The organism is Streptomyces coeruleoprunus, assembly GCF_039542925.1.
Classification (GTDB): Bacteria; Actinomycetota; Actinomycetes; order Streptomycetales; family Streptomycetaceae; genus Streptomyces; species Streptomyces coeruleoprunus.
The window spans coordinates 1,716,952-1,741,674 of sequence record NZ_BAABIT010000001.1 but is presented as its reverse complement, the minus strand read 5'-3'; the positions used below and the strand labels follow the sequence as shown (position 1 = coordinate 1,741,674).

Annotated in this window: 18 protein-coding genes; 14 read left to right on the top strand and 4 right to left on the bottom strand. The window is 72.6% G+C overall.

The genetic code is table 11. The features are described 5' to 3' along the window. Positions 1 to 106: 106 nt before the first annotated feature. On the top strand, positions 107 to 619 hold the full coding sequence (nrdR, locus tag ABEB09_RS07430; protein ID WP_345688310.1) for a transcriptional regulator NrdR: 513 nt from the start codon (positions 107 to 109) through the stop codon (positions 617 to 619). Positions 620 to 763: 144 nt separating this feature from the next. Beyond that, a complete protein-coding gene (locus ABEB09_RS07425; protein WP_345688308.1) occupies positions 764 to 3,643 on the top strand; it encodes a vitamin B12-dependent ribonucleotide reductase in 2,880 nt (959 codons plus the stop codon). A gap of 106 nt (positions 3,644 to 3,749) precedes the next feature. Here the strand turns inward: ABEB09_RS07425 and ABEB09_RS07420 are convergent, their stop codons facing one another. After that, positions 3,750 to 4,280, bottom strand: coding sequence for a TerD family protein (locus ABEB09_RS07420; protein ID WP_345688306.1), 531 nt, complete (start codon positions 4,278 to 4,280; stop codon positions 3,750 to 3,752). A 282-nt stretch (positions 4,281 to 4,562) separates the two neighbouring features. On the opposite strand from ABEB09_RS07420, the gene ABEB09_RS07415 reads away from it, so the two are divergent. Beyond that, positions 4,563 to 5,168, top strand: a complete 606-nt coding sequence (locus ABEB09_RS07415; protein ID WP_345688304.1) for a YdbC family protein — start codon at positions 4,563 to 4,565, stop codon at positions 5,166 to 5,168. A gap of 4 nt (positions 5,169 to 5,172) precedes the next feature. Here the strand turns inward: ABEB09_RS07415 and ABEB09_RS07410 are convergent, their stop codons facing one another. After that, positions 5,173 to 5,838: a TetR/AcrR family transcriptional regulator gene (locus ABEB09_RS07410; RefSeq protein ID WP_345693868.1), complete on the bottom strand. Its 666-nt coding sequence runs from the start codon at positions 5,836 to 5,838 to the stop codon at positions 5,173 to 5,175. 194 nt (positions 5,839 to 6,032) lie between these two features. Between ABEB09_RS07410 and ABEB09_RS07405 the strand changes: the two genes are divergently transcribed. The 5 genes from ABEB09_RS07405 to ABEB09_RS07385 all read left to right on the top strand — a co-directional run bounded on the left by ABEB09_RS07405 (position 6,033) and on the right by ABEB09_RS07385 (position 11,002). Beyond that, positions 6,033 to 7,649 (top strand): ABC-F family ATP-binding cassette domain-containing protein, encoded by a 1,617-nt coding sequence (locus ABEB09_RS07405; RefSeq protein ID WP_380840858.1) that lies wholly within the window; start codon positions 6,033 to 6,035, stop codon positions 7,647 to 7,649. A gap of 34 nt (positions 7,650 to 7,683) precedes the next feature. Further along, positions 7,684 to 8,343: a histidine phosphatase family protein gene (locus tag ABEB09_RS07400; protein WP_345688300.1), complete on the top strand. Its 660-nt coding sequence runs from the start codon at positions 7,684 to 7,686 to the stop codon at positions 8,341 to 8,343. A gap of 12 nt (positions 8,344 to 8,355) precedes the next feature. Then, positions 8,356 to 9,276: an ADP-ribosylglycohydrolase family protein gene (locus ABEB09_RS07395; protein ID WP_345688298.1), complete on the top strand. Its 921-nt coding sequence runs from the start codon at positions 8,356 to 8,358 to the stop codon at positions 9,274 to 9,276. Positions 9,277 to 9,560: 284 nt separating this feature from the next. Continuing rightward, positions 9,561 to 10,271, top strand: a complete 711-nt coding sequence (locus ABEB09_RS07390) for a ribonuclease HII (RefSeq protein WP_345688296.1) — start codon at positions 9,561 to 9,563, stop codon at positions 10,269 to 10,271. A gap of 104 nt (positions 10,272 to 10,375) precedes the next feature. Beyond that, on the top strand, positions 10,376 to 11,002 hold the full coding sequence (locus ABEB09_RS07385; RefSeq protein ID WP_345688294.1) for a hypothetical protein: 627 nt from the start codon (positions 10,376 to 10,378) through the stop codon (positions 11,000 to 11,002). A gap of 222 nt (positions 11,003 to 11,224) precedes the next feature. Here ABEB09_RS07385 and ABEB09_RS07380 read toward each other — a convergent pair whose 3' ends face one another. Further along, positions 11,225 to 11,854: a hypothetical protein gene (locus ABEB09_RS07380; protein ID WP_345688292.1), complete on the bottom strand. Its 630-nt coding sequence runs from the start codon at positions 11,852 to 11,854 to the stop codon at positions 11,225 to 11,227. Between the two features lie 217 nt (positions 11,855 to 12,071). Further along, the gene (locus tag ABEB09_RS07375; RefSeq protein WP_345688290.1) at positions 12,072 to 14,243 is read right to left on the bottom strand and encodes a RecQ family ATP-dependent DNA helicase; all 2,172 of its coding nucleotides are present in this window, start codon (positions 14,241 to 14,243) and stop codon (positions 12,072 to 12,074) included. A gap of 233 nt (positions 14,244 to 14,476) precedes the next feature. Between ABEB09_RS07375 and ABEB09_RS07370 the strand changes: the two genes are divergently transcribed. The 6 genes from ABEB09_RS07370 to ABEB09_RS07345 all read left to right on the top strand — a co-directional run bounded on the left by ABEB09_RS07370 (position 14,477) and on the right by ABEB09_RS07345 (position 24,633). After that, positions 14,477 to 15,901 carry a DUF4192 domain-containing protein gene (locus ABEB09_RS07370; RefSeq protein ID WP_345688288.1) on the top strand — a complete coding sequence of 475 codons (1,425 nt, stop codon included), beginning with the start codon at positions 14,477 to 14,479 and terminating at the stop codon, positions 15,899 to 15,901. 544 nt (positions 15,902 to 16,445) lie between these two features. After that, positions 16,446 to 18,566 carry a glycogen debranching N-terminal domain-containing protein gene (locus ABEB09_RS07365; RefSeq protein WP_345688286.1) on the top strand — a complete coding sequence of 707 codons (2,121 nt, stop codon included), beginning with the start codon at positions 16,446 to 16,448 and terminating at the stop codon, positions 18,564 to 18,566. 121 nt (positions 18,567 to 18,687) lie between these two features. Beyond that, positions 18,688 to 19,458 (top strand): NUDIX hydrolase, encoded by a 771-nt coding sequence (locus ABEB09_RS07360; protein WP_345688284.1) that lies wholly within the window; start codon positions 18,688 to 18,690, stop codon positions 19,456 to 19,458. A 123-nt stretch (positions 19,459 to 19,581) separates the two neighbouring features. Beyond that, the gene (locus ABEB09_RS07355) at positions 19,582 to 21,477 is read left to right on the top strand and encodes an ATP-binding cassette domain-containing protein (RefSeq protein WP_345688282.1); all 1,896 of its coding nucleotides are present in this window, start codon (positions 19,582 to 19,584) and stop codon (positions 21,475 to 21,477) included. 116 nt (positions 21,478 to 21,593) lie between these two features. Then, positions 21,594 to 22,535, top strand: coding sequence for a FadR/GntR family transcriptional regulator (locus ABEB09_RS07350; protein WP_345688280.1), 942 nt, complete (start codon positions 21,594 to 21,596; stop codon positions 22,533 to 22,535). A gap of 547 nt (positions 22,536 to 23,082) precedes the next feature. Beyond that, entirely contained in the window at positions 23,083 to 24,633 is a 1,551-nt protein-coding gene (locus ABEB09_RS07345) for an RNA polymerase sigma factor (protein WP_345688278.1), read from the top strand. Positions 24,634 to 24,723 lie beyond the last annotated feature (90 nt).

The window sequence follows — 24,723 nt, the reverse complement described above, 5'->3', positions numbered from 1 at the left end:
CCCGTCCGTCAGGGCGGTGGCGATCGCCTATGCTTGTGGCTGCTTCGAGGGGGCCCGGTGGGCCTGTCGAGGCCATTCAGTCGTGCTGTGAAGGAGGGTTGAGACCATGCACTGCCCCTTCTGCAGGCACCCCGACAGCCGCGTCGTCGACAGTCGCACCACCGACGACGGGACGTCCATCAGACGCCGCCGCCAGTGCCCCGACTGCTCCCGCCGTTTCACCACGGTGGAGACCTGCTCGCTCATGGTCGTGAAGCGGAGCGGGGTGACCGAGCCCTTCAGCAGGACCAAGGTCATCAACGGCGTCCGCAAGGCATGCCAGGGCCGGCCCGTCACCGAGGACGCCCTCGCCCAGCTCGGCCAGCGGGTCGAGGAGGCGGTGCGCGCCACCGGCAGCGCGGAGCTGACCACGCACGACGTCGGACTGGCCATACTCGGCCCGCTGCAGGAACTCGACCTCGTCGCGTACCTGCGCTTCGCGTCCGTCTACCGGGCGTTCGACACACTCGAGGACTTCGAGGCCGCCATCGCGGAGCTGCGCGAGCAGCGGCCTCCCGCAGAGAAGCGCGGTACCGGTGCGACCCCAGAGGTCCCGGTGCCCGCAGGTGCCGCCGACTGACCCACCGGGTCCGGCGACCGGCCGCGCAGCGGCGAATCGACCTGCCACGGATGCCCCGCCGGGCGCCCGTGGCAACAGACAGAATCTGTGCCTTGGGAAGATCTGGGCACATCAGGGTGTTTTTGCCCGTATATGGGAGGCGGCATGACAGAGACGACGAGCGGCCCGGCACGAGGGTCCCGCGCGAAGGGATCCAAGGCCACCAAGGGCCTGCGTATCGAGCGCATCCACACGACGCCCGGAGTGCACCCGTACGACGAGGTGGTCTGGGAGCGTCGTGACGTCGTCATGACCAACTGGCGCGACGGCTCGGTGAACTTCGAGCAGCGTGGCGTCGAGTTCCCCGACTTCTGGTCGGTGAACGCGGTCAACATCGTCACCAGCAAGTACTTCCGGGGCGCCGTCGGCACGCCGCAGCGCGAGACGGGCCTCAAGCAGCTCATCGACCGGATCGTGAAGACGTACACGAAGGCCGGCGAGGAGTACGGCTACTTCGCGTCGCCCGCCGACGCCGAGATCTTCGAGCACGAGCTGGCCTACGCCCTCCTCCACCAGATCTTCAGCTTCAACTCGCCGGTGTGGTTCAACGTCGGCACGCCGCAGCCCCAGCAGGTCTCCGCCTGCTTCATCCTGTCCGTCGACGACTCCATGGAGTCGATCCTCGACTGGTACAAGGAAGAGGGCATGATCTTCAAGGGCGGCTCCGGCGCCGGCCTGAACCTCTCCCGTATCCGCTCCTCCAAGGAGCTGCTCTCCTCCGGCGGCAACGCCTCCGGCCCGGTCTCCTTCATGCGCGGCGCCGACGCGTCGGCAGGAACGATCAAGTCCGGTGGCGCCACCCGCCGCGCCGCCAAGATGGTCATCCTCGACGTCGACCACCCCGACATCGAGGACTTCATCGAGACCAAGGTGAAGGAAGAGGAGAAGATCCGCGCCCTGCGCGACGCGGGCTTCGACATGGACCTGGGCGGCGACGACATCACGTCCGTCCAGTACCAGAACGCCAACAACTCGGTCCGCGTGAACGACGAGTTCATGAAGGCCGTGGAGTCCGGCGGCAAGTTCGGCCTGCGCGCCCGTATGACCGGCGAGGTCATCGAGGAGGTCGACGCCAAGGCGCTGTTCCGCAAGATGGCCGAGGCCGCCTGGGCCTGCGCCGACCCGGGCATCCAGTACGACGACACCATCAACCACTGGCACACCTGCCCCGAGTCCGGCCGTATCAACGGCTCGAACCCGTGCAGCGAGTACATGCACCTGGACAACACCTCGTGCAACCTGGCCTCGCTGAACCTGATGAAGTTCCTGAAGGACGACGGCAAGGGCAACCAGTCCTTCGACGTCGAGCGCTTCTCGAAGGTCGTCGAGCTGGTCATCACCGCGATGGACATCTCGATCTGCTTCGCGGACTTCCCGACCCAGAAGATCGGCGAGAACACCCGCGCCTTCCGCCAGCTCGGCATCGGTTACGCGAACCTCGGCGCCCTCCTCATGGCGACCGGCCACGCGTACGACTCCAACGGCGGCCGCGCCCTGGCCGGTGCCATCACCTCGCTGATGACCGGCACCTCGTACCGCCGCTCCGCCGAGCTGGCCGCCGTCGTCGGCCCGTACGACGGCTACGCCCGCAACGCCGAGGCGCACAAGCGCGTCATGAAGCAGCACGCCGACGCCAACACCGAGGCCGTCCGCATGGACGACCTGGACACGCCGATCTGGGCCGCCGCCACGGAGGCCTGGCAGGACGTGATCCGCCTCGGCGAGAAGAACGGCTTCCGCAACTCCCAGGCGTCCGTCATCGCCCCGACCGGCACCATCGGTCTGGCCATGTCCTGCGACACCACCGGCCTGGAGCCGGACCTCGCCCTGGTCAAGTTCAAGAAGCTGGTCGGCGGCGGCTCGATGCAGATCGTCAACGGCACGGTCCCGCAGGCCCTGCGCCGCCTGGGCTACCAGGAGGAGCAGATCGAGGCGATCGTCGCCCACATCGCCGAGCACGGCAATGTGATCGACGCCCCGGGCCTCAAGCAGGAGCACTACGAGGTCTTCGACTGCGCCATGGGCGAGCGGGCCATCTCCCCGATGGGCCACGTCCGCATGATGGCCGCGATCCAGCCGTGGATCTCCGGCGCGCTCTCCAAGACGGTCAACATGCCGGAGTCGGCGACCGTCGAGGAGGTCGAGGAGATCTACTTCGAGGCCTGGAAGATGGGCGTCAAGGCGCTCGCCATCTACCGCGACAACTGCAAGGTCGGCCAGCCCCTCTCCGCCAAGAAGAAGGAGGAGAAGGCCGAGACCAGGACCGAGAAGGCCGTCGAGCCGACCAAGGTCGAGAAGGTCGTCGAGTACCGTCCGGTCCGCAAGCGCCTCCCGAAGGGCCGCCCCGGCATCACCACCTCCTTCACCGTCGGTGGCGCCGAGGGCTACATGACCGCCAACTCCTACCCGGACGACGGCCTCGGCGAGGTCTTCCTGAAGATGTCCAAGCAGGGCTCGACCCTCGCGGGCATGATGGACGCCTTCTCCATCGCCGTCTCGGTCGGCCTCCAGTACGGCGTGCCGCTGGAGACCTACGTCTCGAAGTTCACCAACATGCGTTTCGAGCCGGCCGGCATGACGGACGACCCGGACGTGCGGATGGCGCAGTCGATCGTCGACTACATCTTCCGCCGCCTGGCGCTGGACTTCCTGCCGTTCGAGACCCGCTCGGCGCTCGGCATCCACTCGGCCGAGGAGCGCCAGCGCCACCTGGAGACCGGTTCGTACGAGCCGGCCGAGGACGAGGTGGACGTCGAGGGCCTGGCCCAGTCCGCCCCGCGCCAGCAGGAGGCCCCGAAGGCCGCCCCTGTGGTGAAGGCGGAGGTTCCCGCGCCGAAGCAGGCGCACACCTCGGCGGAGCTGGTCGAGATGCAGCTCGGCATCAGCGCCGACGCGCCGCTCTGCTTCTCCTGCGGCACGAAGATGCAGCGGGCCGGCTCCTGCTACATCTGCGAGGGCTGCGGCTCGACGAGCGGTTGCAGCTGACGCTGAACTGACCGTGTGAGCCCCAGGAGGGGGGTGTCGGCCCGCGCCGACACCCCCCTCCTGCTGTGCGCGGCCGTTGCTGTGCGACAGGCCGTTCCCGGCCCCCTCAGGCGCGGGCCGCGCCCATCAGGTCGCTGAAGGACTGCGGGTCCGTGTCGAAGCCGCGGAGGTCCTTGCGGGCGGACCAGCCGCCTTCCTCCTCGCGGACGAACTCGACCACCGTCGCGGCCGTGGCGGTGGGCAGCCCGGAGAAGTCGTCGCTCTCCAGGTCCCGGTAGCCCTCGCGTACGACGACCTTCGTGTTGGCCACGTCGGCGAACGTGACCCGTCCGCTGCCCTGCTGTATCGCCACGCCCACGACCACGCGCGCGTACGCCGGGGAAAGGCGGTTCAGCTCCAGCGTCATGGCCTCGTCGACACCGAACCCCTGTCCCGTCCGGCTGTCCCTGCTGAGGGTGATGGTGCCGTCCGGCGACCGACTGTCGAAGTGCACCAGGTAGACGGGGGCACCGTAGGCGTCCTCCGTCGGATAGACCGCGGCGATGATGTCGAGGTCGTGGTCCGGGCCACCGGCCGGGCTCGGGTCCCACTTGAGCGTCACCTCGACCTTGCCGACCCCCTTGTTGAGACTGCTCACCGGTTTCCCCTCTCGTACGGTCCTTGTACGCGGGCCTTTCGCGGACGAGGCCAACTCCCCGTGCTGCCAGGCTCCTTGCCCATGGTGTCACGCACGCGTGCGTGATCTCGGCGCAGTTGGCCGACCCGAGTGGGGCCGGGGGAGGGGACCGGAGGCCTCGCCGGCTGTCGACCCGGACGCCGGCCGGACGTCAACCGGGCGGGGCGAATTCAGCCCTGCCCGAGGCGAAGCGGTCCTGGCGGACCAGGGCCTCTGCCGCGCCCCGCGCCGTACGATGGCGCGGTGCTGGTCAAGTGGATTCGCTGCACTGTGGTGGACCGTCGGGGGTTCGAGCGGGGACAGCGGAAGTGGGCGGGACTTCTCGGGGAACCGGGGTTCCGGGGGCAGGGCGGCGGGTGGAGCCGACTGCGCCCCGGTGTCGCCCATGTCTTCTCCTTCTGGGAGAGCCGCCCCTTCTACGACTCGTTCATGGCCAGGTCGCACGACCGGCTGGCCGCGGCGCAGTCCGGCACGTACAAGGATCCGCAGGTCAAGCTGTTCGACTACCGCTTCGACGTGAAGACGGGCTTCGAGCCGCGCTTCACCGACGCCGACGTCGTTCGGGTCGCGCACAGCAGGATCCACGAGGGCCGCGTCGAGCACTACGCCCTCATGCAGGAGAAGGTGTGGAACCCGGCGATGGCCGGTTCGCCCGGCATGCTGCGCGGGCTCTTCGGCGAGGCGCCGGGGAACGAGTTCCTGGTCCTGTCCATGTGGCAGTCGGCGGCGGAGCACGGCAAGTACCGCGAGGAACGGGTCGAGCGGCTCGCCCTGCGCGCCCAGATAGCCGCCGACGTGGCGGCTCTGACGGGCGACGTCGTCGACCTCGAGGCCGCCTGGACGGTGTGACCGGTCAGGCGCCCGGAGCGGACTCCTCCGCGGAGAACGCCCCTGCCCTGACGGCGGCGAGAACGGCCGTCGCCGACTGGTCCGCCAGGGCGGTGCCGATCGGCTCACGGGTCACGAACAGGCGCAGGAAGAGGGGCGCGGACACGGCGCGCACAACGGCGCCCGCATCCGTGTCCGCGGGTGCCTCGCCTCGGGCGACGGCGCGCGCCACCACCGCCTCGCACCGGGAGAACCGCTCCGCGTAGAACGCGCGCAGGGCGTCGGCGGCCCGGTCGGACTGGAACGCGGCGGCGATGAACGCGGTGGGCGCCGCGGCGTCGGCCGCGTCGGCGAACGCGTCGCAGACCTCGCGGGCCAGCGCCCTCAGATCGCCCTCCAGGCTGCCCGTGTCGGGCGGGCTCCACGTGTCCTCCCCCGCCAGGTCGAGTGCGTCGGCCACCAGCCCTTCGACCCCGCCCCACCTGCGGTACAGCGTCGTCTTGTGGACGCCCGAGTGCTCGGCCACGTACTCCACGGTCAGTCCCGGATAACCGTGCTCGGCCAGTCCCGTGAGGACGGCGTCCCGCACCGCGGCCCGCGTCCGGGCGGTGCGCCCGCCGGGGCGCCGCGTCCCGGGCGCCGGGGCGGCGGTCTGCTCGGTCCCGTGTTCTGGGGCGGCGGCCTGCTCCACTCCCTGCTCCCTTCGCTCGGTCAATCGCTACTCCTGTTGCGTTAGATGGATGAGTGTGCCACACTTCCGGTAACGCGACACAAGTTGCGTTTACGTGGGATCGTCGCTGCTCCGGCCGCTTCCTGCTCCGGCCCTTGCTTTCGATGCCTCGACCGCCCCTGCTTCCGCCGTCCTGTTTCGCCACTGGAGGCCCCTTGCCCACACAGATCTCCCTCCGTCACGTGACCAAGTCCCGCGGCGAGCGTCTCCTGCTCGACGACGTCTCCCTCACCGTGCGCCCCGGTGAGCGGATCGGCATCGTGGGGGAGAACGGCGCGGGCAAGTCGACGCTCCTGCACCTCCTCGCCGGCATGGAGAAACCCGACGAGGGGGAGGTGACCACCGTCGCCGGCGGCGGCGCCGGGCTCCTCGCCCAGACCCCGCAGTTGCCTCCCGACCGCACCGTCGGCGACGCCGTCGACGCGGCCCTTCACGAACTGCGCGCCATGGAGGCGGACCTCCGCGCCCTCGAAGCACAGCTCGCGGACGGCCACACGGACGAGGCCACCCTCACCGCGTACGGGGACCTGCTCACCGCCTTCGAGCTGCGCGGCGGGTACGAGGCGGATGCCCGCGTGGACAAGGCCCTCCACGCCCTCGGGCTGGCGGGAACCGGCCGCGAGCGGACCCTCGGCAGCCTCTCGGGCGGGGAGCGGGCCAGGCTCGGCATCGCCTGCCTGATCGCCGCCGCACCCGAGGTGCTGCTTCTCGACGAGCCCACCAATCACCTCGACGAGGGCGCGCTGGACTGGCTGGAGGACGCCCTCGTGGCCCACCGTGGAACGGTCGTCGCCGTGTCCCACGACCGGACCTTCCTGGAGCGCGTGGCCACGGCCGTCCTCGAAGTGGACGCGGACCGCCGGACCGCCGTGCGCTACGGCAACGGATTCGCGGGCTTCCGCGAGGAGCGGGCCGCCGCCCGCCGCCGGTGGGAACAGGCGTATGCCGAGTGGTGCGACGAGACGGCCCGCCTGGAGGCATACGCGGCGACCACCGCCCATGGCGTCGCGGCCGGCCGGGCCATCAAGGACAACAACAAGATGGCCTACGACCGGGCGGGCGGCCGCGTCCAGGCGTCCGTCTCCGGACGGATCAGAAGCGCCCAGGAGCGGCTGCGACGGCTCAGGGAGCAGCCCGTGCCCAAGCCGCCGCGCCCCCTGACCTTCACCGCACGGCCCGTCGCCGGCACGGCCGACGGCGAGCTCGTGACCCTGACGGACGTACGGGTGGGTGACCGGCTGGCGGTCGGGCGGCTCGCCGTGTGGGCCGGCGAGAAGGTCCTGGTCCACGGCGGGAACGGCGCCGGGAAGTCCACCCTGCTGCGCCTCATGGCCGGGCTGCTGGAACCGGACGCCGGCACGGTCACCCGACGCGGCCGCGTCGGCTTCCTGGCCCAGGAGATACCCGTCGACCGCCCGGCCCGGCGGCTGCTGGCGGCGTTCGGCCGCGACCTGCCGCTCACGGAGGACGAGCAGGCGGAACTCCTCCTGTCGTACGGACTGTTCCAGCCGCGCGACCTGCACACGCCGGTGGGCGCGCTGTCCGCGGGCCAGCGCCGGCGGCTCGCCCTCGCCCGGCTCCTCGCCCGCCCCGCCGACCTGCTGATCCTCGACGAGCCCGCCAACCACCTGGCGCTCGGCCTGGTGGAGGAGCTGGAGGAGGCACTCGAACGGTGGACCGGCGCGCTGGTCATCGTCTCCCACGACCGGCTGCTGCGCCGGCGCTTCACCGGGCGCATACACCGGATGGAGTCCGGACACCTGGCCGGCTGAGCCCCGCCGGGGCCTCCCCTCTAGGGTCGGTGCCATGGCACGCCCCCGTCGCATCGTCCTCGTCCGGCACGGAGAGTCCCAGGGCAACGTCGACGACACGGTGTACGAACGGGAACCGGACCATGCGCTGCGCCTGACCGACAGGGGACGGCGCCAGGCGGAGGAGACCGGCGAGATGCTGCGCGCGCTCTTCGGCCGGGAGCGGGTCAGCGTCTACGTCTCGCCCTACCGCCGCACGCACGAGACGTTCCGGGCGCTTGGGCTGGACCCCGCGCTGGTCCGCGTCCGGGAAGAGCCACGGCTGCGGGAGCAGGACTGGGGGAACTGGCAGGACAGGGACGACATCCGGCTCCAGAAGGCGTACCGCGACGCGTACGGGCACTTCTTCTACCGCTTCGCCCAGGGCGAGTCCGGCGCCGACGTGTACGACCGCGTCGGCGGGTTCCTGGAGAGCCTGCACCGCAGCTTCGAGGCCCCCGACCACCCGCCGAACGTGCTGCTGGTCACCCACGGACTGGCCATGCGGCTGTTCTGCATGCGCTGGTTCCACTGGACCGTCGACGAATTCGAGTGCCTGTCCAACCCCCGCAACGGCGAGACCCGCACCCTGCTGCTCCGCGAGGACGGGCGGTACGCCCTGGACCGCCCCTTCGAGCGCTGGCGAACACCGGAGCCGTACGGCACCACCGGATAGAGTGGCAGTGCGATGACCGCTGACTCCTCCTTCGACTCGCCCGGCCGGCGCTTCGAACGCGCCCTGGCCAGCCTCCGCGGACTGGCCGTGGGCGACGCCCTCGGCTCCCAGTTCTTCGTCCCGGCGAACTATCCCCTGCTGAAGAGGTCCGCGCTGCCGCCCGGCCCCTGGCAGTGGACCGACGACACCGAGATGGCCTGCTCCGTCCTCGCCGTGCTCGCCCGGCACGGCCGCATCGACCAGGACGCCCTCGCCCTCTCCTTCGCCGAGCACCACGACTTCGACCGCGGCTACGGGCCCGCCGTCAACCGCATGCTGCGGCTGATCAGGGAAGGCGGCGACTGGCGCGAGCTGGCCGCCGCGCTCTTCCAGGGGCAGGGCTCGTGGGGCAACGGCGCGGCGATGCGCATCGCCCCGCTCGGCGCCTGGTACGCCGACGACCCCGAGCAGGCCACGCACCAGGCCGAGATCTCCTCCTACACCACGCACCAGCACCGGGAGGCCGTCGTCGGCTGTATGGCCGTGGCCGCGGCGGCGGCCCTCGCGGCGGCCCCCTCCGGCCCGCCCAAGCCGACCGACTTCCTCGACGCCGTCGTCGCCCTGGTACCCCGCAGCGCTGTCGGAGCCGGGCTGAGGCGCGCCCGCGACATGCTCGACTACGGCGACACCCAGACCGTCGCGGCGGTGCTCGGCTGCGGGCGACGCACCAGCGCCCACGACACGGTGCCCTTCGCGCTCTGGTCCGCCGCCCGCTCCCTGGGCGACTACGAGCAGGCCTTCTGGACGACCGCCCAGGCGGGCGGCGACGTCGACACGACCTGCGCCATCGTCGGAGGTGTTGTGGCCGCCACGGCGGCCGGTGCGCCGCCCGCCGCATGGCTGGAGCAGACCGAGACCCTGCCCGACTGGCTGCCGGCCGCGCCGGGGCACTGACGCGCGGGGCTTACGCCTCTTCGCGCCCTCGCGCCCTTCAACACCGCCGGATCCCTTGAGGGTTCACCAATGCACTGCGTGCCAGCACCCCAGAGGCCGCGCGGGATCGGCACCGCATCACGACCAGGGCCAACCGGGTCGGAATCTCGCATTCCATCAGTGTTCGGGCTGCGTGCCGACGAACGGACAGCTGTGCCGTGAAGGCCGGTTCGGGGACGAGTACGGCACTGGATGCCAATCCGGGTGTCGCTGAAGGGGATGGGCGGCGTAACCTGTCAGGCGCCATGCCGTACGAACCACCCACCCACACCGTCGAGCGCTCGATCCGAGCGACAACCGGCGCCAAGATCATCGCCGGTGTCGACGAAGTCGGACGCGGGGCGTGGGCCGGGCCCGTCACGGTCTGCGCCGCGGTCACCGGGCTTCGCCGACCTCCTGCCGGGCTCACCGATTCCAAGCTCCTCACCCCGAAGCGTCGCACCGAGCTGGCGGCCGAACTCGAGAAGTGGGTCACGGCCCACGCCCTGGGCCACGCCACGGTCGAAGAGATCGACGAGCTGGGCATGACCGCGGCCCTGCGCCTGGCCGCCGTCCGGGCGCTGGAAGGCCTGCCGGTGCGTCCGGACGCGGTGATCCTCGACGGGAAGCACGACTACCTCGGTGATCCCTGGCGGGTCCGTACGGTGATCAAGGGCGACCAGTCGTGTGTCGTGGTGGCCGCAGCCTCGGTGATCGCCAAGGTGCGGCGGGACGCGCTGATGGCCGAACTGGAAGCGCAGTCCGAGACGTACGCGCCGTTCGGGTTCTCGGCCAACGCCGGTTATCCGTCGCCCGTGCACAAGGCCGCGCTCGCGGAGTGGGGGCCCACGCCCCACCACCGCCTGAGCTGGGCGTATCTGGACGCGCTGCCCCAGTGGCGCCACCTGAGGAAAGTCCGCCTCTCCGCGGAGGCGGCCGAACTGGAAAGCGGGGGCCAGCTCGGCTTCGACTTCTGACCCCGCCCCCAGAGCCCCGGCACGTGGCGGCACCCCCCGAGGGGGCCGCAGGGACGTGCCACCCGCCGGTGCCTCTCGTACCGGCGTTTGATAGACATCCATTTATGCCTCTCATCCCCGAGGAGCCTCAGATTCACGAGAGTGCCCAGGGTCCCCGCGCCACACCGGCCGTTGGCCGACCCGCGCCGACCCCACGCCCTGTACCCGGCCCGCGTTCCGCCGCCTCGCCCCGACCCGGCCGTCCCGGCCCCGGGCCGGCCAGGCCCACGCCCGCGGCACCGCGTCCGCACACCGCTGCCGGGCAGCCCACGCCCCGGCCGGAGAATCGTTCCGCGCAGCGGACCCCGCAGATCCAGCTGATCCCCGCCCCCGTGGACGGCGCCCTCGACGCCGCCGAGGAGGCCGTGGACCTGCTGCTCGAAACGGGCCGCGCCCCCGGTGACGTCCTGGTGCTCACCACCGGCGAGCCGCACCCGTGGGCGGCCCACGAGCTGTCCTTCGGTGAAGCCTCCTACTGGGCCCAGCACGACGCCGGCGACGACGTGTTCTTCGCGGACGCGGCCGTCGCGGAGCGCGCCTCCACCCGGCCCGTGGTGGTCGTCGCCGTCAACGGCGGCGACGACGAGACCACGGCACGTGCGCTGCCCGCCGCCATGAACCGTGCCGAGGCGCTGCTGATCGTGTGCGGTGACCCCGCACGGATCAACGCCGTGCTCGGCACGTCGGTCTGAGCGGACGCCTCCGGCCACTGACGCGAGCCGTCGACCCTCGGTCTTCCTGAGACCGAGGGCATCGGCGCGCGCGGTCTTCCTGAGACCGAGGGCATCGGCGCGTGCCGTCGGCCTTCGGCGAGCCGCTGTGCGAGCCCGTACAACGGGCTCCGCGAGGCCTGTGTCGTACGAGGCCCGCGTCGTACAACGGCCCGGGAGCGGGCCGTTGTACGCGGCGACGCGTCAGCGGGCCGCCGTACGCCTCAGGGGTTCGGCCGCGCCGCTCGCCCGGCGCGGTGCGGACGGCTCTTCGTCCACCGCCGTGTCCGCGATGTCGACCGGCTGTGAATGGGAGTGGGGGCTTCTGCCTCCGCGCCCTTCGCCCAACACCTGCCAACCACCGTGCGTCAGGGTGATGTAGGCACCGCAGCGCAGTCCGTGGAGCGTGCAGGCGTCCCGGAGCCCCCACATCCAGGCCCCGTCCTCCTCCGTCCAGCGCTCGTCTCCCTCACGGCAGTAGAGCAGGACGGCGGTACGCACGGGGGTGCGCCGACGCAGGTCGTGCGGGACGACCCGGCGCAGATGCGCGAGGAGGGCGTTGCGGAACTCCCACCCGTCCGCGGGCGCCGGCCGGCGGACGAAGGACGCACTGGCGATGAGCCGTTCCTCGTGGTCGAGCACCGCCACCACGGCCATGGCGGGCGTCGGGCTGTGCCGGGCGTGCAAACCCGTGACGACTTCACGGGGATTGCGCAGCAAGGGAATTCCGGCGGCCGCCCACTCGGCTGGTTCGAGCATTCGGGCGAGGCGGCTGGCGGAGACGGCCGGCGTGGACATCGAGCTGGCTGCGGACGGAGCGAATCCGAAGGTCACGGTCCTCCCTTCGCATACGCGCCCACAGAGCGGGCAAGGACGAGTGAGGGCGCGCCGCGGCACAGCCCTTCCGGACCGCGAACGGGCCGTGTGCGGGAGCGGAATCCAATTCTTGCTGGCGTCATGGGCGGGCGGCAACGAGCAATTGGGGCCCCTGACGGGAATGAACCGGTATGACACCCAATTACCGTGCGGGGGAATTCCGCTTCCGGGCCCGTCACCCCGCGACCGCGAGGACCAGCGGAAACACCCCCTTCGCCCCGGCCCGCCGCAGCAGCCGCGTCGCCATGGCCAGCGTCCAGCCGCTGTCCGAGAAGTCGTCGACCAGCAGCACGGGACCGTCCAGGGACACCAACTCCCGGGCCACAGCCGGAGGAACCGTCAGGGCGGCGTCCAGACCACGCACGCGCTGGGCGCTGTTCGTGCGGGAGATCCGCACGTCCAACGCCTCCGGTGCGTACGTGACGGAGCCGAGCATCGGCATGCGGCCGACCTCGGCGATACGCCGGCCCAGCGACTCCACGAGCTGCGGTCTGGCACGCGACGCGACCGTCACCACGGCCGCGGGCCGGGGCGCCGCCCCCGGCTCGCCCGACGCCCAACCGCCGGGTCCCTTGGCCCAGTCGGCAAGCACCCCCACGACCGCGTCGAGCACGTCGTCCGGAACCGGCCCGTCCGGCGCCTGCTCCGCCAGCATCGGGCGCAGGCGGTTGCCCCAGCCGATGTCCGACAGCCTGCCGAGGGCCCGCCCGGGGAACGCCTGTTCCTGCGCGGGAATACGCCCCTTCAACTCCACGCCCACGGCCGGGAGTCCGGTCGGCCACATGCGGCGCGGCTCCACCTCGACGCCGGCCCGGTGCAGCTCGCCACGCGCCGCGGCCAGAGAAGCGGGGGACATCTCGGCGGTGAACCGGGGGCCCGCACAGTTGTCGCAGCGTCCGCAGGGCGCCGCGGTCTCGTCGTCCAGCTGGAGCTGCAGGAACTTCATACGGCACCCGCTGGTGGTGGCGTAGTCGCGCATCGCCTGCTGCTCGGCGTCGCGCTGCTTGGCGACCCGTGCGTAACGCTCGGTGTCGTACACCCAGGGCTCGCCGGTCGCGACCCAGCCTCCCTTGACGCGCCGCACGGACCCGTCCACGTCGAGGACCTTCAGCATGGTCTCCAGGCGGGAGCGGCGCAGCTCGACCAGCGGCTCCAGCGCGGGCAGCGACAGCGGACGGTCGGACGCCGAGAGCACGTCGATCGTCCGGCGGACCAGCTCCTCCCGCGGGAAGGCGACGGACGCGAAGTAGTCCCAGATCGCCTGGTCCTCACGGCCCGGCAGCAGCAGCACCTCGGCCTGCGCGACGCCACGCCCGGCACGGCCCACCTGCTGGTAGTAGGCGATGGGGGAGGAGGGCGACCCGAGGTGGACGACGAAGCCCAGGTCCGGCTTGTCGAACCCCATGCCGAGCGCGGAGGTGGCCACCAGCGCCTTCACCCGGTTGGCGAGCAGGTCCTCCTCGGCCTGGCGGCGGTCGGCGTCCTCGGTCCTGCCCGTGTACGAGGCGACCGTGTGACCGCGCTGGCGCAGGAACGCCGTGACCTCCTCGGCGGCGGCCACGGTGAGCGTGTAGACGATGCCGGAGCCCGGCAGCCGGTCCAGGTGGTCGGCGAGCCACGCCAGCCGGTGCGCGGCGTCCGGCAGGTGCAGCACACCGAGGCTCAGGCTCTCCCGGTTCAGCGGCCCGCGCAGCACGAGGGCGTCCGAGCCGCTGCCCGTGCCGAGCTGTTCCGCGACGTCGGCCGTCACGCGCGCGTTGGCGGTGGCCGTCGTGGCCAGCACCGGGACGCCCGCGGGCAGTTCGGTGAGCATCGTGCGCAGCCTGCGGTAGTCCGGCCGGAAGTCGTGGCCCCAGTCGGAGATGCAGTGCGCCTCGTCGACGACGAGGAGCCCCGTGGCCGCCGACAGCGCGGGCAGGACCTGGTCGCGGAAGTCCGGGTTGTTCAGCCGCTCCGGGCTGACCAGCAGCACGTCCACGTTCCCCGCGGCCACCTCGGCCTGGACGGTCTCCCACTCCTCCGTGTTCGACGAGTTGATCGTCCGCGCGTGGATGCCGGCGCGGGCCGCCGCGTCCACCTGATTGCGCATGAGCGCGAGCAGCGGCGAGACGATCACGGTGGGACCGCTGCCCCGGGCGCGCAGCAGCGCGGTGGCGACGAAGTACACCGCGGACTTGCCCCAGCCCGTGCGCTGCACGACCAGGGCCCGGCGGCGGTGCGCCACCAGCGCCTCGATCGCCCGCCACTGGTCCTCGCGCAGCCGCGCGGTGCCGTCGGGTGCGCCGACCAGGCGGGCGAGGACGGCGTCGGCGGCCGCGCGGAGATCTCCGGGGTTCGTGTGCTCCATGCCCCCATGCAACAGCACGGGACTGACATCGGGCGAATGGTCGGGCACGATGCCGGACCGTGCCGGAGAGCCGTGCGGCACCTCGCCGGCAGAGGCGACCGTAGCCCTGTCCTCTCCGCTCGGCCGGGCGCATATCACGAGGTGAGCGGGGGTGCCAGCGGCCAGTGCCGGCCTGTGGAGAACGTTATCCACAGGGGTCGACGGGGTGTGCGGGGTGCGGGACCGTCGTGCCCATGAGCGAACACCACGACCCCACGCACCCCCAGCGGCCCACCCGCCCAACCACGCCGGACACCCCGGCACCGGCGAGCCGGTCCGCGGGATTCGCCGACGAACCGCAGATCACCCTGCGGGGCCCGGCCGAGCTGGCCGACGCCCTTCCCTACATGCTCGGCTTCCACCCCACCGACTCCGTCGTCCTGCTCGCGCTGCACGGGGAGCGCGGACGCTTCGGCGGCCGGCTCCGGCTGGGCATCCCCCGCTCGCCGCGCGAATGGGCGCCCGTCGCCGAACACCTCGCCGAATGCCTGGTCGAGGGGTGCGAACGCCGCGGCACGCGCCCCGACGGCATCGTCGTCTTCCTCTGCCAGGACCCGGCGCGGGGCGAGAGCGGCCGCCATGTGATGGAGCGGCTGCGGCCCTTCGCGCAGAAGCTGCGCACCGCCTGCGGCGCGCTCGACGTCCCGGTGTACGAAGCGCTCTGCATCTCCGACGGCAAGTACTGGTCGTACTGCTGCCCCGACAGCGACTGCTGCCCGCCCGACGGCACCGCGCTGGTCCCTCCCGGTACGTCGGTCATGGCGGCGGCCGCCGCCTACGCCGGACTGCACATCCGCGGCTCCCTCCGCGACATGGAGGCACGGCTGCGGCCCTGGACCTCCGGTGAGGTCGCCGAGCAGATCCGGGCCCTGGACCGGGCGAGCGCCGCGCTCGTTCCGCAGGTCCTCGACGCGGAGCGGCAGCAGCGGGTACGGGAGGAGACGATCCGGCTGGCGCGGGGGCTGGCCGAACGGCTCGCATCCGAGGCACCGCCCACCGACCCGGCCGCCGCCGACGCCAGGGACGACCGGCTCATCACCCACGACGAGGCCGCCGCCGTCATCGTCGGCCTCCAGGACCGCAGTACCCGGGACCGGGCCGCCGAGTGGATGGAGGGGCCCGAGGCGCACCGGGCGCTCCGGCTGTGGCGCGCGCTCGCCAGGCGCTGCGTCGGCGCCTACGGGGAGCACGCCGCCGCGCCCCTGAGCCTCGCCGGCTGGGTCTGCTGGTCGACCGGCGACGACCCGAGCGCCCGCGTCGCCCTGGGCCTCGCGCTGGAGGCCGACCCCGAGTACGTCTTCGCCCGGCTGCTGCACCAGGCCTGCAACGAGGACCTCGACCCGGAATGTCTGCGGCAGTGCCTGCGCAACGAACGCGCCGCCCGCGAGCGGTCCGCCACACGCGGGGCCGGCACCCGCAAGCGCACGAAGACCGGCGCCCGCGGCCCACGCCGCCGCATCAGGACCCGGCCGACCCGCACCCGCGCCACGTCCCCCGGCGCCGAATCCGCTGGAGGTCCCTCAGCGACCACACCGAAAAGCGCCCGCACCGGTTCCAGGGCCTCCTCCACCAAGCCGAAGGGGAACCAGCAGGCAGCTCGGCCGGGCGGGTCGCTGTGAACCACATCCGATCCTCCGCAGCGCCGGCGGACGGCCGCGCTGCGGCGCGCCCGGGCGAAGGGCCAAACGGTGCTCACGGTGCCCATGCGATCGTCCTGCGCCACCAGAGGAGCGCCCCCGTCTCCCGGCCTCCGAGGCGCTGTACGGTCGCCGTCCCGGCCGCACGACGGAAGCCCGCACCCAGCGTCCAAGGCGCCACGCACGAGCCCTTACACCGGTCCGTGACAGCAGACAAAGGTCCACGGGCCTCCTCCCGACCTGAGGCGCCCAAGGTGTCCGAGGCACCCGCCGTGCCCGAGGCGCCTACCGTGCCCGAGGCACCCGCTCTGTGCGCCGGTTCCGCCGTGTCCGCTGTGCCCGACGTACCCCAGGCACCCGGCCGGTGCCACGGACCCGCTGCCCCTCAGGAGCCGCGTGGGCCCGAGACGGCGGCCGTGACCCGTACCGGTGCACCGGCGTTCACGTCTGTGGCGGAGTCGCACGACCCGTGCCGCCGTACCTCCAGCGGCTGTCCGGAGCGCACAGAAGGCTCAGCAGACCACTCATGGACCTCACCGTCCCGTCCCACACCATGGGCCACGCCCCGGCCCGCACGACCGGTGCGCCTGCACCTGGTGCACCCGCACCCGGTGCGCCTGCGTGGCAGCCGTCCGCGGCCGGCCACGGGCAGCCCCCGGGCCCCGGGCGTGCCGGGGACCTGCCCTCGCTGCACCACGCCCTCGTCTGTGTCGCCCTGCCCTGTCTGGCGATCTCGGCCGAGCACGGCCAGCTCACCGGTCATGGCCTGGAGGGCGTCTACCAGTCGGGCCGCCGCCTGTTGTCCCGCTGCCGTCTCAGGGTGTTCGACCGCGAGCCCCTCACCGTCCAGGGCCGCCTCGTCGGAGCCGACCGGGCCCGCTTCGTCGCCGTCGTCCGTACACCGACCGACCCCGGGCCCGACCCCGGCGTCACCGTGGAGCGCTCACGGGACGCCGACGGCACCGAACGCATCACCCTGCGGAACGCGACGGGACGCCCGCTCCGGCTCCCCGTGGAAGTCGCCCTGGGCACGGACCTCGCTCCCCTCGGCGCCGTGGCCTCCGGGCGGCCGGGACCCGAGCTGCGGGCCACGGTGTACGGCTCCGGCCTGCGCTGGTCCGCGCCCGACGGGACCCAGACCGTCGTCACGGCCGACCCGGCACCGAAGGACGCCCTGGCCTCCGCCGGACTGCTGCGGTGGGAGCTGGAACTGGCGCCCGGCACGACCCGCACCATCGAACTGGGCGTCCACGCAGGGCGCGCAGTGCGACCCGCGGCACGGACCGGCGGGCAGAACGTCATGGACGCCCGTGCCGAGGGCGACGACCCACGGCTTGAGAAGCTGCTGGCCGGCGCCCTCGACGACCTGCGGGCCCTGCTCGTCCGCGACCCCGCGCATCCGGCCGGCCTCCACCCGGCAGCGGGGGTGCCCTGGCGCTGCGGCCCCGCCCCGGCCGAAGCCCTCTGGGCAGCCCGCATGGTCCTGCCGCTCGGCACACGGCTCGCCGTGGACACCCTGCGCAGCGTCGCCGGGGGCATGGGCTCAGGGCAGGGGCCCGCCGCCGGCCGGATCGCCGGACCCCTGCGCGACGCGGGCCCGTACCTCCCGCCCGCCTGCACCGGCGTCGAAGCCACCCTGGCCTTCCCCGTGGTCCTCGCAGAGGCGCGCCTGTGGGGCCTGCCCGAGGCGGATCTGGCGGAGCTGCTGCCCGCCGCCGAGCGCTGTCTGCACTGGCTGCGCGCCACGGCGGGCGAGGACGGCCTGCTGGACGAGCCGGGGCCGGTGGCCGTGCGGCGCGCCGAGACCCAGGCGCACGCGCACCGGGCCGCACTGCTGGGCGCGGAACTCCTGGAGGCGTGCAACCGCCCGGGCGCCGACGACTGGCGGGCGTGGGCGGCACGGCTGCGCCACCGGTTCCGTGAGGACTTCTGGCTCGACGACCTCACCGGCGGCCGTCCCGCCGCCGCCCGGACCGGCGACGCCCGGACCGGCGACGCCCGGACCGGCGAGGGCCGGGCCCTGCCCCACCTGGGCGGTGCCGCCGCCCACTTGCTCGACACGGGGCTGCTGGGCGGCGGACGGCTCGCCGAAGGCCTGCTCGACAAGGTGCAGACCGAACAGGTCGCCAGGCTGCTCGGCGGCCCCGCCCTGGACAGCGGCTGGGGGCTGCGCAGCCTCGGAGCCAAGGAGGCCGGGCACAACCCCTTCGGGCACCGGGCGGGCGCCGTCAGGGTGCACGAGACGGCCGTCGCGGTCGCGGGGCTCGCCGCCGCGGGCTACGAGAAGGAGGCTTCCGGACTGCTGCGCGGCCTCGTCGACGCGGCGGAGGCGTTCGCGTACCGGCTGCCCGAGATGTACGCCGGTGAGCAGCGCACGGCGGACAGTGCCCCGGTTCCGCACCCCGCCGCCTGCCGGCCCGCCGCCGTGGCCTCGGCGGCCGTGGTCCAGGTGCTGGCGACGCTCGCCGGGATCCGCCCGGACGCTCCGGCCCGCACGGTCGCCCTGCACCCGGTACGCTGCGCCCCCCTGGGGGCGATCAGGCTCGCCGGACTCCGCGTCGCCGGGGAACCGTTCGCCGTGCGCGTCAGCAGGCTGGGCCTCGGCATGGTCGAGGAGGCCGCCACCGGACTTCAGTTGGGGGTGTGACCACATGCGCGCCACGATCACGGAACGGACCGGGAGGCAGGGGGAGGAGGGCATGCGGGAAGTCGGCACGGAAGATCGCCGCGAACGTGTTTATCGTCAGGAAGACGACTATGATCGCGGCATGCCCCCCTACGACCCCTCGGCTTTTCCGCCCTTCGCCGTGACCGTCGATCTCGTCGTGCTCACGGTGCGCCGCGATGCCCTCTGCGCGCTGGTCGTACGGCGCGGCGAACCGCCGTTCCAGGGCCGCTGGGCGCTGCCCGGGGGATTCGTGCGGCCGGACGAGGACCTCGGCGCCGCCGCCGCGCGCGAGCTGGCCGAGGAGACGGGACTGTGCGCGCACGACCCGGGTGACCCGGAACCCGCGCCCGGCAACGGCGCCCACCTCGAACAGCTCGCCACCTACGGGGACCCGAAGCGCGACCCGCGCATGCGGGTCGTGAGCGTGGCGTACCTCGTGCTGGCCCCCGACCTCCCGGCACCCCGCGCGGGCGGCGACGCCAACAGCGTCCGCTGGGCCCCGGTCGAGGAACTGCTCAGCCCGGAGTCCGGCTACGGGCGGGAGGACGAGACGCCCGCCCCGCTCGCCTTCGACCACGCGCAGATCCTCGCCGACGGCGTCGAGCGCGCTCGCTCCAAGATCGAGTACTCGTCGCTGGCCACCGCCTTCTGCCCCACCGAGTTCACGGTCGGGGAGCTGCGACGGGTGTACGAGGCGGTGTGGGGCGTGGCCCTGGACCCGCGCAACTTCCACCGCAAGGTCACCGGTACGCCGGGCTTCCTCGTGCCGGCCGGCGGCACCACCACACGCCAGGGCGGGCGGCCCGCCCAGCTGTTCCGGGCCGGTGGAGCCACCCTCCTCAACCCGCCGATGCTGCGCCCCGAGGTCTGACCGCCGCGGGGGTCAGGCCGGGGCTCGGCTCGCGCCCCCTGCACAAAAAGTCCGAAATGTCGCGTTATCTTGCTGCGGTACCCGCCCAGCCGCCGAGCGGTCTCATCTACCGCGAGAGAAGCGATGCTCCAGGCAATCGGACTGACCAGCACCCCCCGCCGAGGCCGCCGGCCCGCCGTGGAGGACCTCACGTTCGAGGCCAGGGCCGGTGGTGTCACCGCCCTCCTCGGCGCCCCCGGCTCCGGCAAGACCACCGCCCTGCGGCTGATGCTCGGACTCGAGCGCGGCCGCGGCGTCACGTACTTCCGCGGCAGACCCCTCCACCGCATCGCCCACCCCCTGCGCGAGGTCGGCGCCCTGCTCGGCGACCTGCCGGGACACCCGGCCCGCACCGCACGCGGCCAGCTCAGGATGTTGTGCGCGGCCGCCGGCGTTCCCGTCGCCCGGGCCGACGACCTCCTCGACGCCGTCGGCCTGTCCGGCCTCCACGACCAGCGCCTCGGCACCCTGTCCCGTGGCATGGACCGCCGACTGGCCCTCGCCGCCGCGCTTTTGGCCGACCCGCACACGCTCGTCCTCGACGAACCCGCCGCCGACCTCTCGTCCAGCGAGGCCCGCTGGCTGTACGGACTGCTCCACACCCACGCCGCCGACGGCGGCACCGTCCTCTACACCACCGACGACGCCAAGCAGGCCGCACGCGTCGCCGACCGGGTCGTGACCGTCGACGCCGGCCGCCTGGTCGCCGACCAGGACGCCGACGACTTCGCCCGCACCCGACTCCGCCCCCGCGTCGCCGTACGCACCCCGCACGCCGCCCGGCTCGCCGCGGTCGTCAGCCGCGAGGCGCGCGCCACCCGGCGTTCCGTGGAGGTCGTCGCCGAACAGGGCAACCGGCTCTGCGTGTACGGAAGCGACTGCGCCGAGGTCGGAGAGGTCGCGTTCCGGCACGGCATCCTGCTTCACCGGCTCGCCGAAGAGACCGGCGACACCGGCCCGCAACCCCCTTCTCCCGCCTCCCCACAAGCCCCCGACGCGACCGCCGACTCCCTCCTCGCACCGCTCCGGGCGCCGCTCCCGGAACCCCTCCCCGCACCGCTCCCCGAGCCGGGCACCGGCACCGCGTCCGTAGCGCGGCCCGAAGGCGATGCCGGCCCCCGAAAGCCCAGCAGGCGGCGCCCCTCTCATCGCGCCACCCGACGCCACCCCACCCGTGCGACGCCCCTCCCCGCCGCACCGAAGCCACGACGCGGCCCCCTGCGCCCCCTGCGTTACGAGCTGCGCCGCCTGCTCGGCGTGCCGTCGACGGCGTTCGTCCTCGCGGGCGCCCTCGTCGCCTCCGTGACCATCGCCGTGGTCCTCGCGCGGGTCGGGCGGACGCCGCTGCCGGCCACGCTCGCCGCCTGGCCCGAGCTGCTGCCGCTCCCGCCCGTGGCGCTGGGCGCCGGACTCATCGGCGCGCTCTCGTTCGGCGACGAGTTCCGCTACCCGGTGTTGTCCACCGCCCTCGGAGCGGCCCCTCGCCGCCTCGGCCTCCTCCTCGCCAAGCTCGCCGTGACGGCGGGCGTCGCCCTGCTGCTGGCGCTGACGGTGGCCGTGGCCGACCTGGAGGTGCTGCGCGTGGTGTACGGCGGGGCATTGATCCCCGTACCGGCGAACTGGCCGCAGCTCTGTGCCAGTTGGGCGGGCCTGTCGGTCGGCTGCGCGTGGGCGGGGCTCCTCGCGGCCGGGGTCTTCCGTGCGACGGCGGCGGGCGTGGCGGCCGTCCTGTCCGTACCGGTGTTGATCGCCCCGCTCGTCCAGAAGACCCTGGTGGTGCCCTCCGCGCGCTCGGTGGCCGGGCTCTCCGGGCGCCTGCGCGAACTGGCCTGGCCGCACTGGCCCGCCGAGGTGGACCGATGGCTGGACGGCGCCCTTCGCGTGGCGGCCCAACCAGTCGGGGCCGCACTGGTGTTGTCGCTCACTGCCCTGTTCTGCACATATCTGTTCGCAGGGGTGAGGCGTCGAGTCCGTTGGTGATCCCGTGGTGATCGACTTGCGATCGATCCGAGTCAAACGGTCGCAACACCTTGGAAATTGCCCGCTTCCTTCCGATAAGGCGTCAATTGGGAAGCGGGCGCCGATCACCCTTTCGTGTGCTTTTCACCAAAGACCTCAAGGGGTCCGGAACCCACGCCGACAAAGGATGCGTGAGTACCCTTGCGCACACCATGATGACCGCCGCCCGCCCCGCCGAGGCCACCCTCGCCGCCCCGGGCGGTCTCGACCGCTATCCGTACGCGGAGGCCCCGGCCGCCGACCGCGTCGGTTCCCCCTCCTGGGACACCGCGGACACGGAGTTGAGCCGTGTCGGCCGGCGAGCCGCGGGCAGCCGCGGCCGCGGACTCCACGGTCAACTCGTCCAGCAGCTCGGCCAGATGATCGTCTCCGGTGACCTCGGCGCCGACCGGCCGCTCGTCCCCGAGGAGATCGGCCAGCGCTTCGAGGTCTCCAGGACCGTCGTCCGCGAATCGCTGCGCGTCCTCGAGGCCAAGGGCCTCGTCAGCGCCCGGCCCAACGTCGGCACGCGCGTCCGGCCCGTCAGCGACTGGAACCTGCTCGACCCCGACATCATCGAGTGGCGGGCCTTCGGCCCGCAGCGCGACGACCAGCGCCGCGAGCTGACCGAGCTGCGCTGGACGATCGAGCCCCTCGCGGCCCGGCTCGCCGCCGGGCACGGCCGCGAGGACGTCCAGCAGCGGCTCTCGGACATGGTCGAGATCATGGGGCACGCCCTCACCCAGGGCGACTCGATCACGTTCTCCCGCGCCGACGCCGAGTTCCACTCCCTCCTGATCCAGCTCGCCGGCAACCGGATGCTGGAGCACCTCTCCGGGATCGTCTCGGCCGCCCTGCAGGTGTCCGGCGCCCCCGCGATCAGCTGCGACCGCCCCGGGGAGTCCTGCCTCTCGCACCACGCCCGCATCGTCGAGGCCCTCGCCGCCGGCGACGGGCAGGCCGCCGAGGCCGCCGTGCGACAGCTGCTCACGATCCACCCCGACGTGGAACGGGTCGTCCCCGCTCCGCGCGAGCACTGAACCGCCGGACCGTGGCCAGAAGCCGTACGCGAGGTGTGCCGCCGGACCCTTCGGGTACCCGGCCGGGTCGGACCGGAGGGCCGGTGGCACGATCGCGGGGCTGACGGACCGGCTGACGGATCCACTGACGGACCGGCGTGAGGTGCCCCAGGCGCCGGGGGCGGCGCATCCGGGCAGGACGCGCGACCCGGGGCGGGTGCTCGTAACGGGAGGCATGATCCGCTCGGGACGCCGCGCGGGCAGGACGGATCCAGGCAGGACAAGCGACAGAGACAGGCGACACGATTGCGGGGTGATCACCCCGTATGGCCGGGTTTCCTCCCATATGGGGTGTGACTCGGGCCACGCGGATTGGGCGTAACGCTCCTCGAAGCACGGCGATGACCTAAGAGGTGACAGCCGAGGAGGGAATACAGCAGCCGCACATGGCGCTGTGCACCTCCGAGGTTCCGCCCGCGTCGTCGGCCATTCCCCGCCGGCGGTCGTCGGCTCCGGCCCGATCATGGGCGGGGCCGGAAGCCGTTTCCATCGTTCCGAGAGGTTGTTCGTGTCGGCCAGCACATCCCGTACGCTCCCGCCGGAGATCGCCGAGTCCGCGTCTGTGATGGCGCTCATCGAGCAGGGAAAGGCTGATGGGCAGATCGCCGGCGACGACGTGCGTCGGGCCTTCGAGGCTGACCAGATTCCGCCAACCCAGTGGAAGAATGTTCTGCGCAGCCTCAATCAGATCCTCGAGGAAGAGGGTGTGACGCTGATGGTCAGTGCAGCGGAGTCGCCTAAGCGCGCCCGCAAGAGCGTCGCAGCGAAGAGCCCGGCAAAGCGCACCGCCACCCGGACCGTCACCGCCAGGACGACCACGGCCAAGTCGGTCGCGGCCCCCGCGGCGGCCCCGGCGGCCCCGGAGGCGGAGACCCCGGCCGACGAGGCCGGTACGCCCGCCAAGAAGACCGCCGCGAAGAAGACGGCGGCGAAGAAGACGGCCGTGAAGAAGACCGCGGCCAAGAAGACCACGGCCAAGAAGACGGCCGCCAAGAAGGACGCCGACGAGCTCCTCGAGGGCGAGGAGCTGCTCGAGGACGTCCAGCCCGGCAAGGGCGAAGAAGAGGACGCCGAAGGCGAGGCCAAGGGCTTCGTCCTCTCCGACGAGGACGAGGACGACGCGCCCGCGCAGCAGGTCGCCGTCGCCGGTGCCACGGCAGACCCGGTCAAGGACTACCTGAAGCAGATCGGCAAGGTCCCCCTGCTCAACGCGGAGCAGGAGGTCGAGCTCGCCAAGCGCATCGAGGCGGGTCTGTTCGCCGAGGACAAGCTGGCGAACTCCGACAAGCTGGCGCCCAAGCTCAAGCGCGAGCTGGAGATCATCGCCGAGGACGGCCGCCGCGCCAAGAACCACCTGCTGGAGGCCAACCTCCGTCTGGTCGTCTCGCTGGCCAAGCGGTACACGGGCCGCGGCATGCTCTTCCTGGACCTGATCCAGGAGGGCAACCTGGGTCTGATCCGCGCCGTCGAGAAGTTCGACTACACCAAGGGCTACAAGTTCTCCACGTACGCCACCTGGTGGATCCGTCAGGCGATCACCCGCGCCATGGCCGACCAGGCCCGCACCATCCGTATCCCGGTGCACATGGTCGAGGTCATCAACAAGCTGGCCCGTGTCCAGCGCCAGATGCTCCAGGACCTGGGCCGCGAGCCCACCCCGGAGGAGCTGGCCAAGGAGCTGGACATGACCCCGGAGAAGGTCATCGAGGTCCAGAAGTACGGCCGGGAGCCCATCTCGCTGCACACCCCGCTCGGCGAGGACGGCGACAGCGAGTTCGGCGACCTGATCGAGGACTCCGAGGCCGTCGTGCCGGCCGACGCGGTCAGCTTCACGCTCCTCCAGGAGCAGCTGCACTCCGTGCTCGACACGCTCTCCGAGCGTGAGGCCGGCGTCGTCTCCATGCGCTTCGGCCTGACCGACGGCCAGCCGAAGACGCTCGACGAGATCGGCAAGGTCTACGGCGTGACCCGTGAGCGGATCCGCCAGATCGAGTCCAAGACCATGTCCAAGCTGCGTCACCCGTCGCGTTCGCAGGTGCTGCGCGACTACCTCGACTGATCGGCGGCTGACCGTCGGCCTTCGGCCGCGGTGAGGCTGCGCGCTCTTACGGAGGGCCCGGTTCCGGCAAGGAACCGGGCCCTCCGGCGT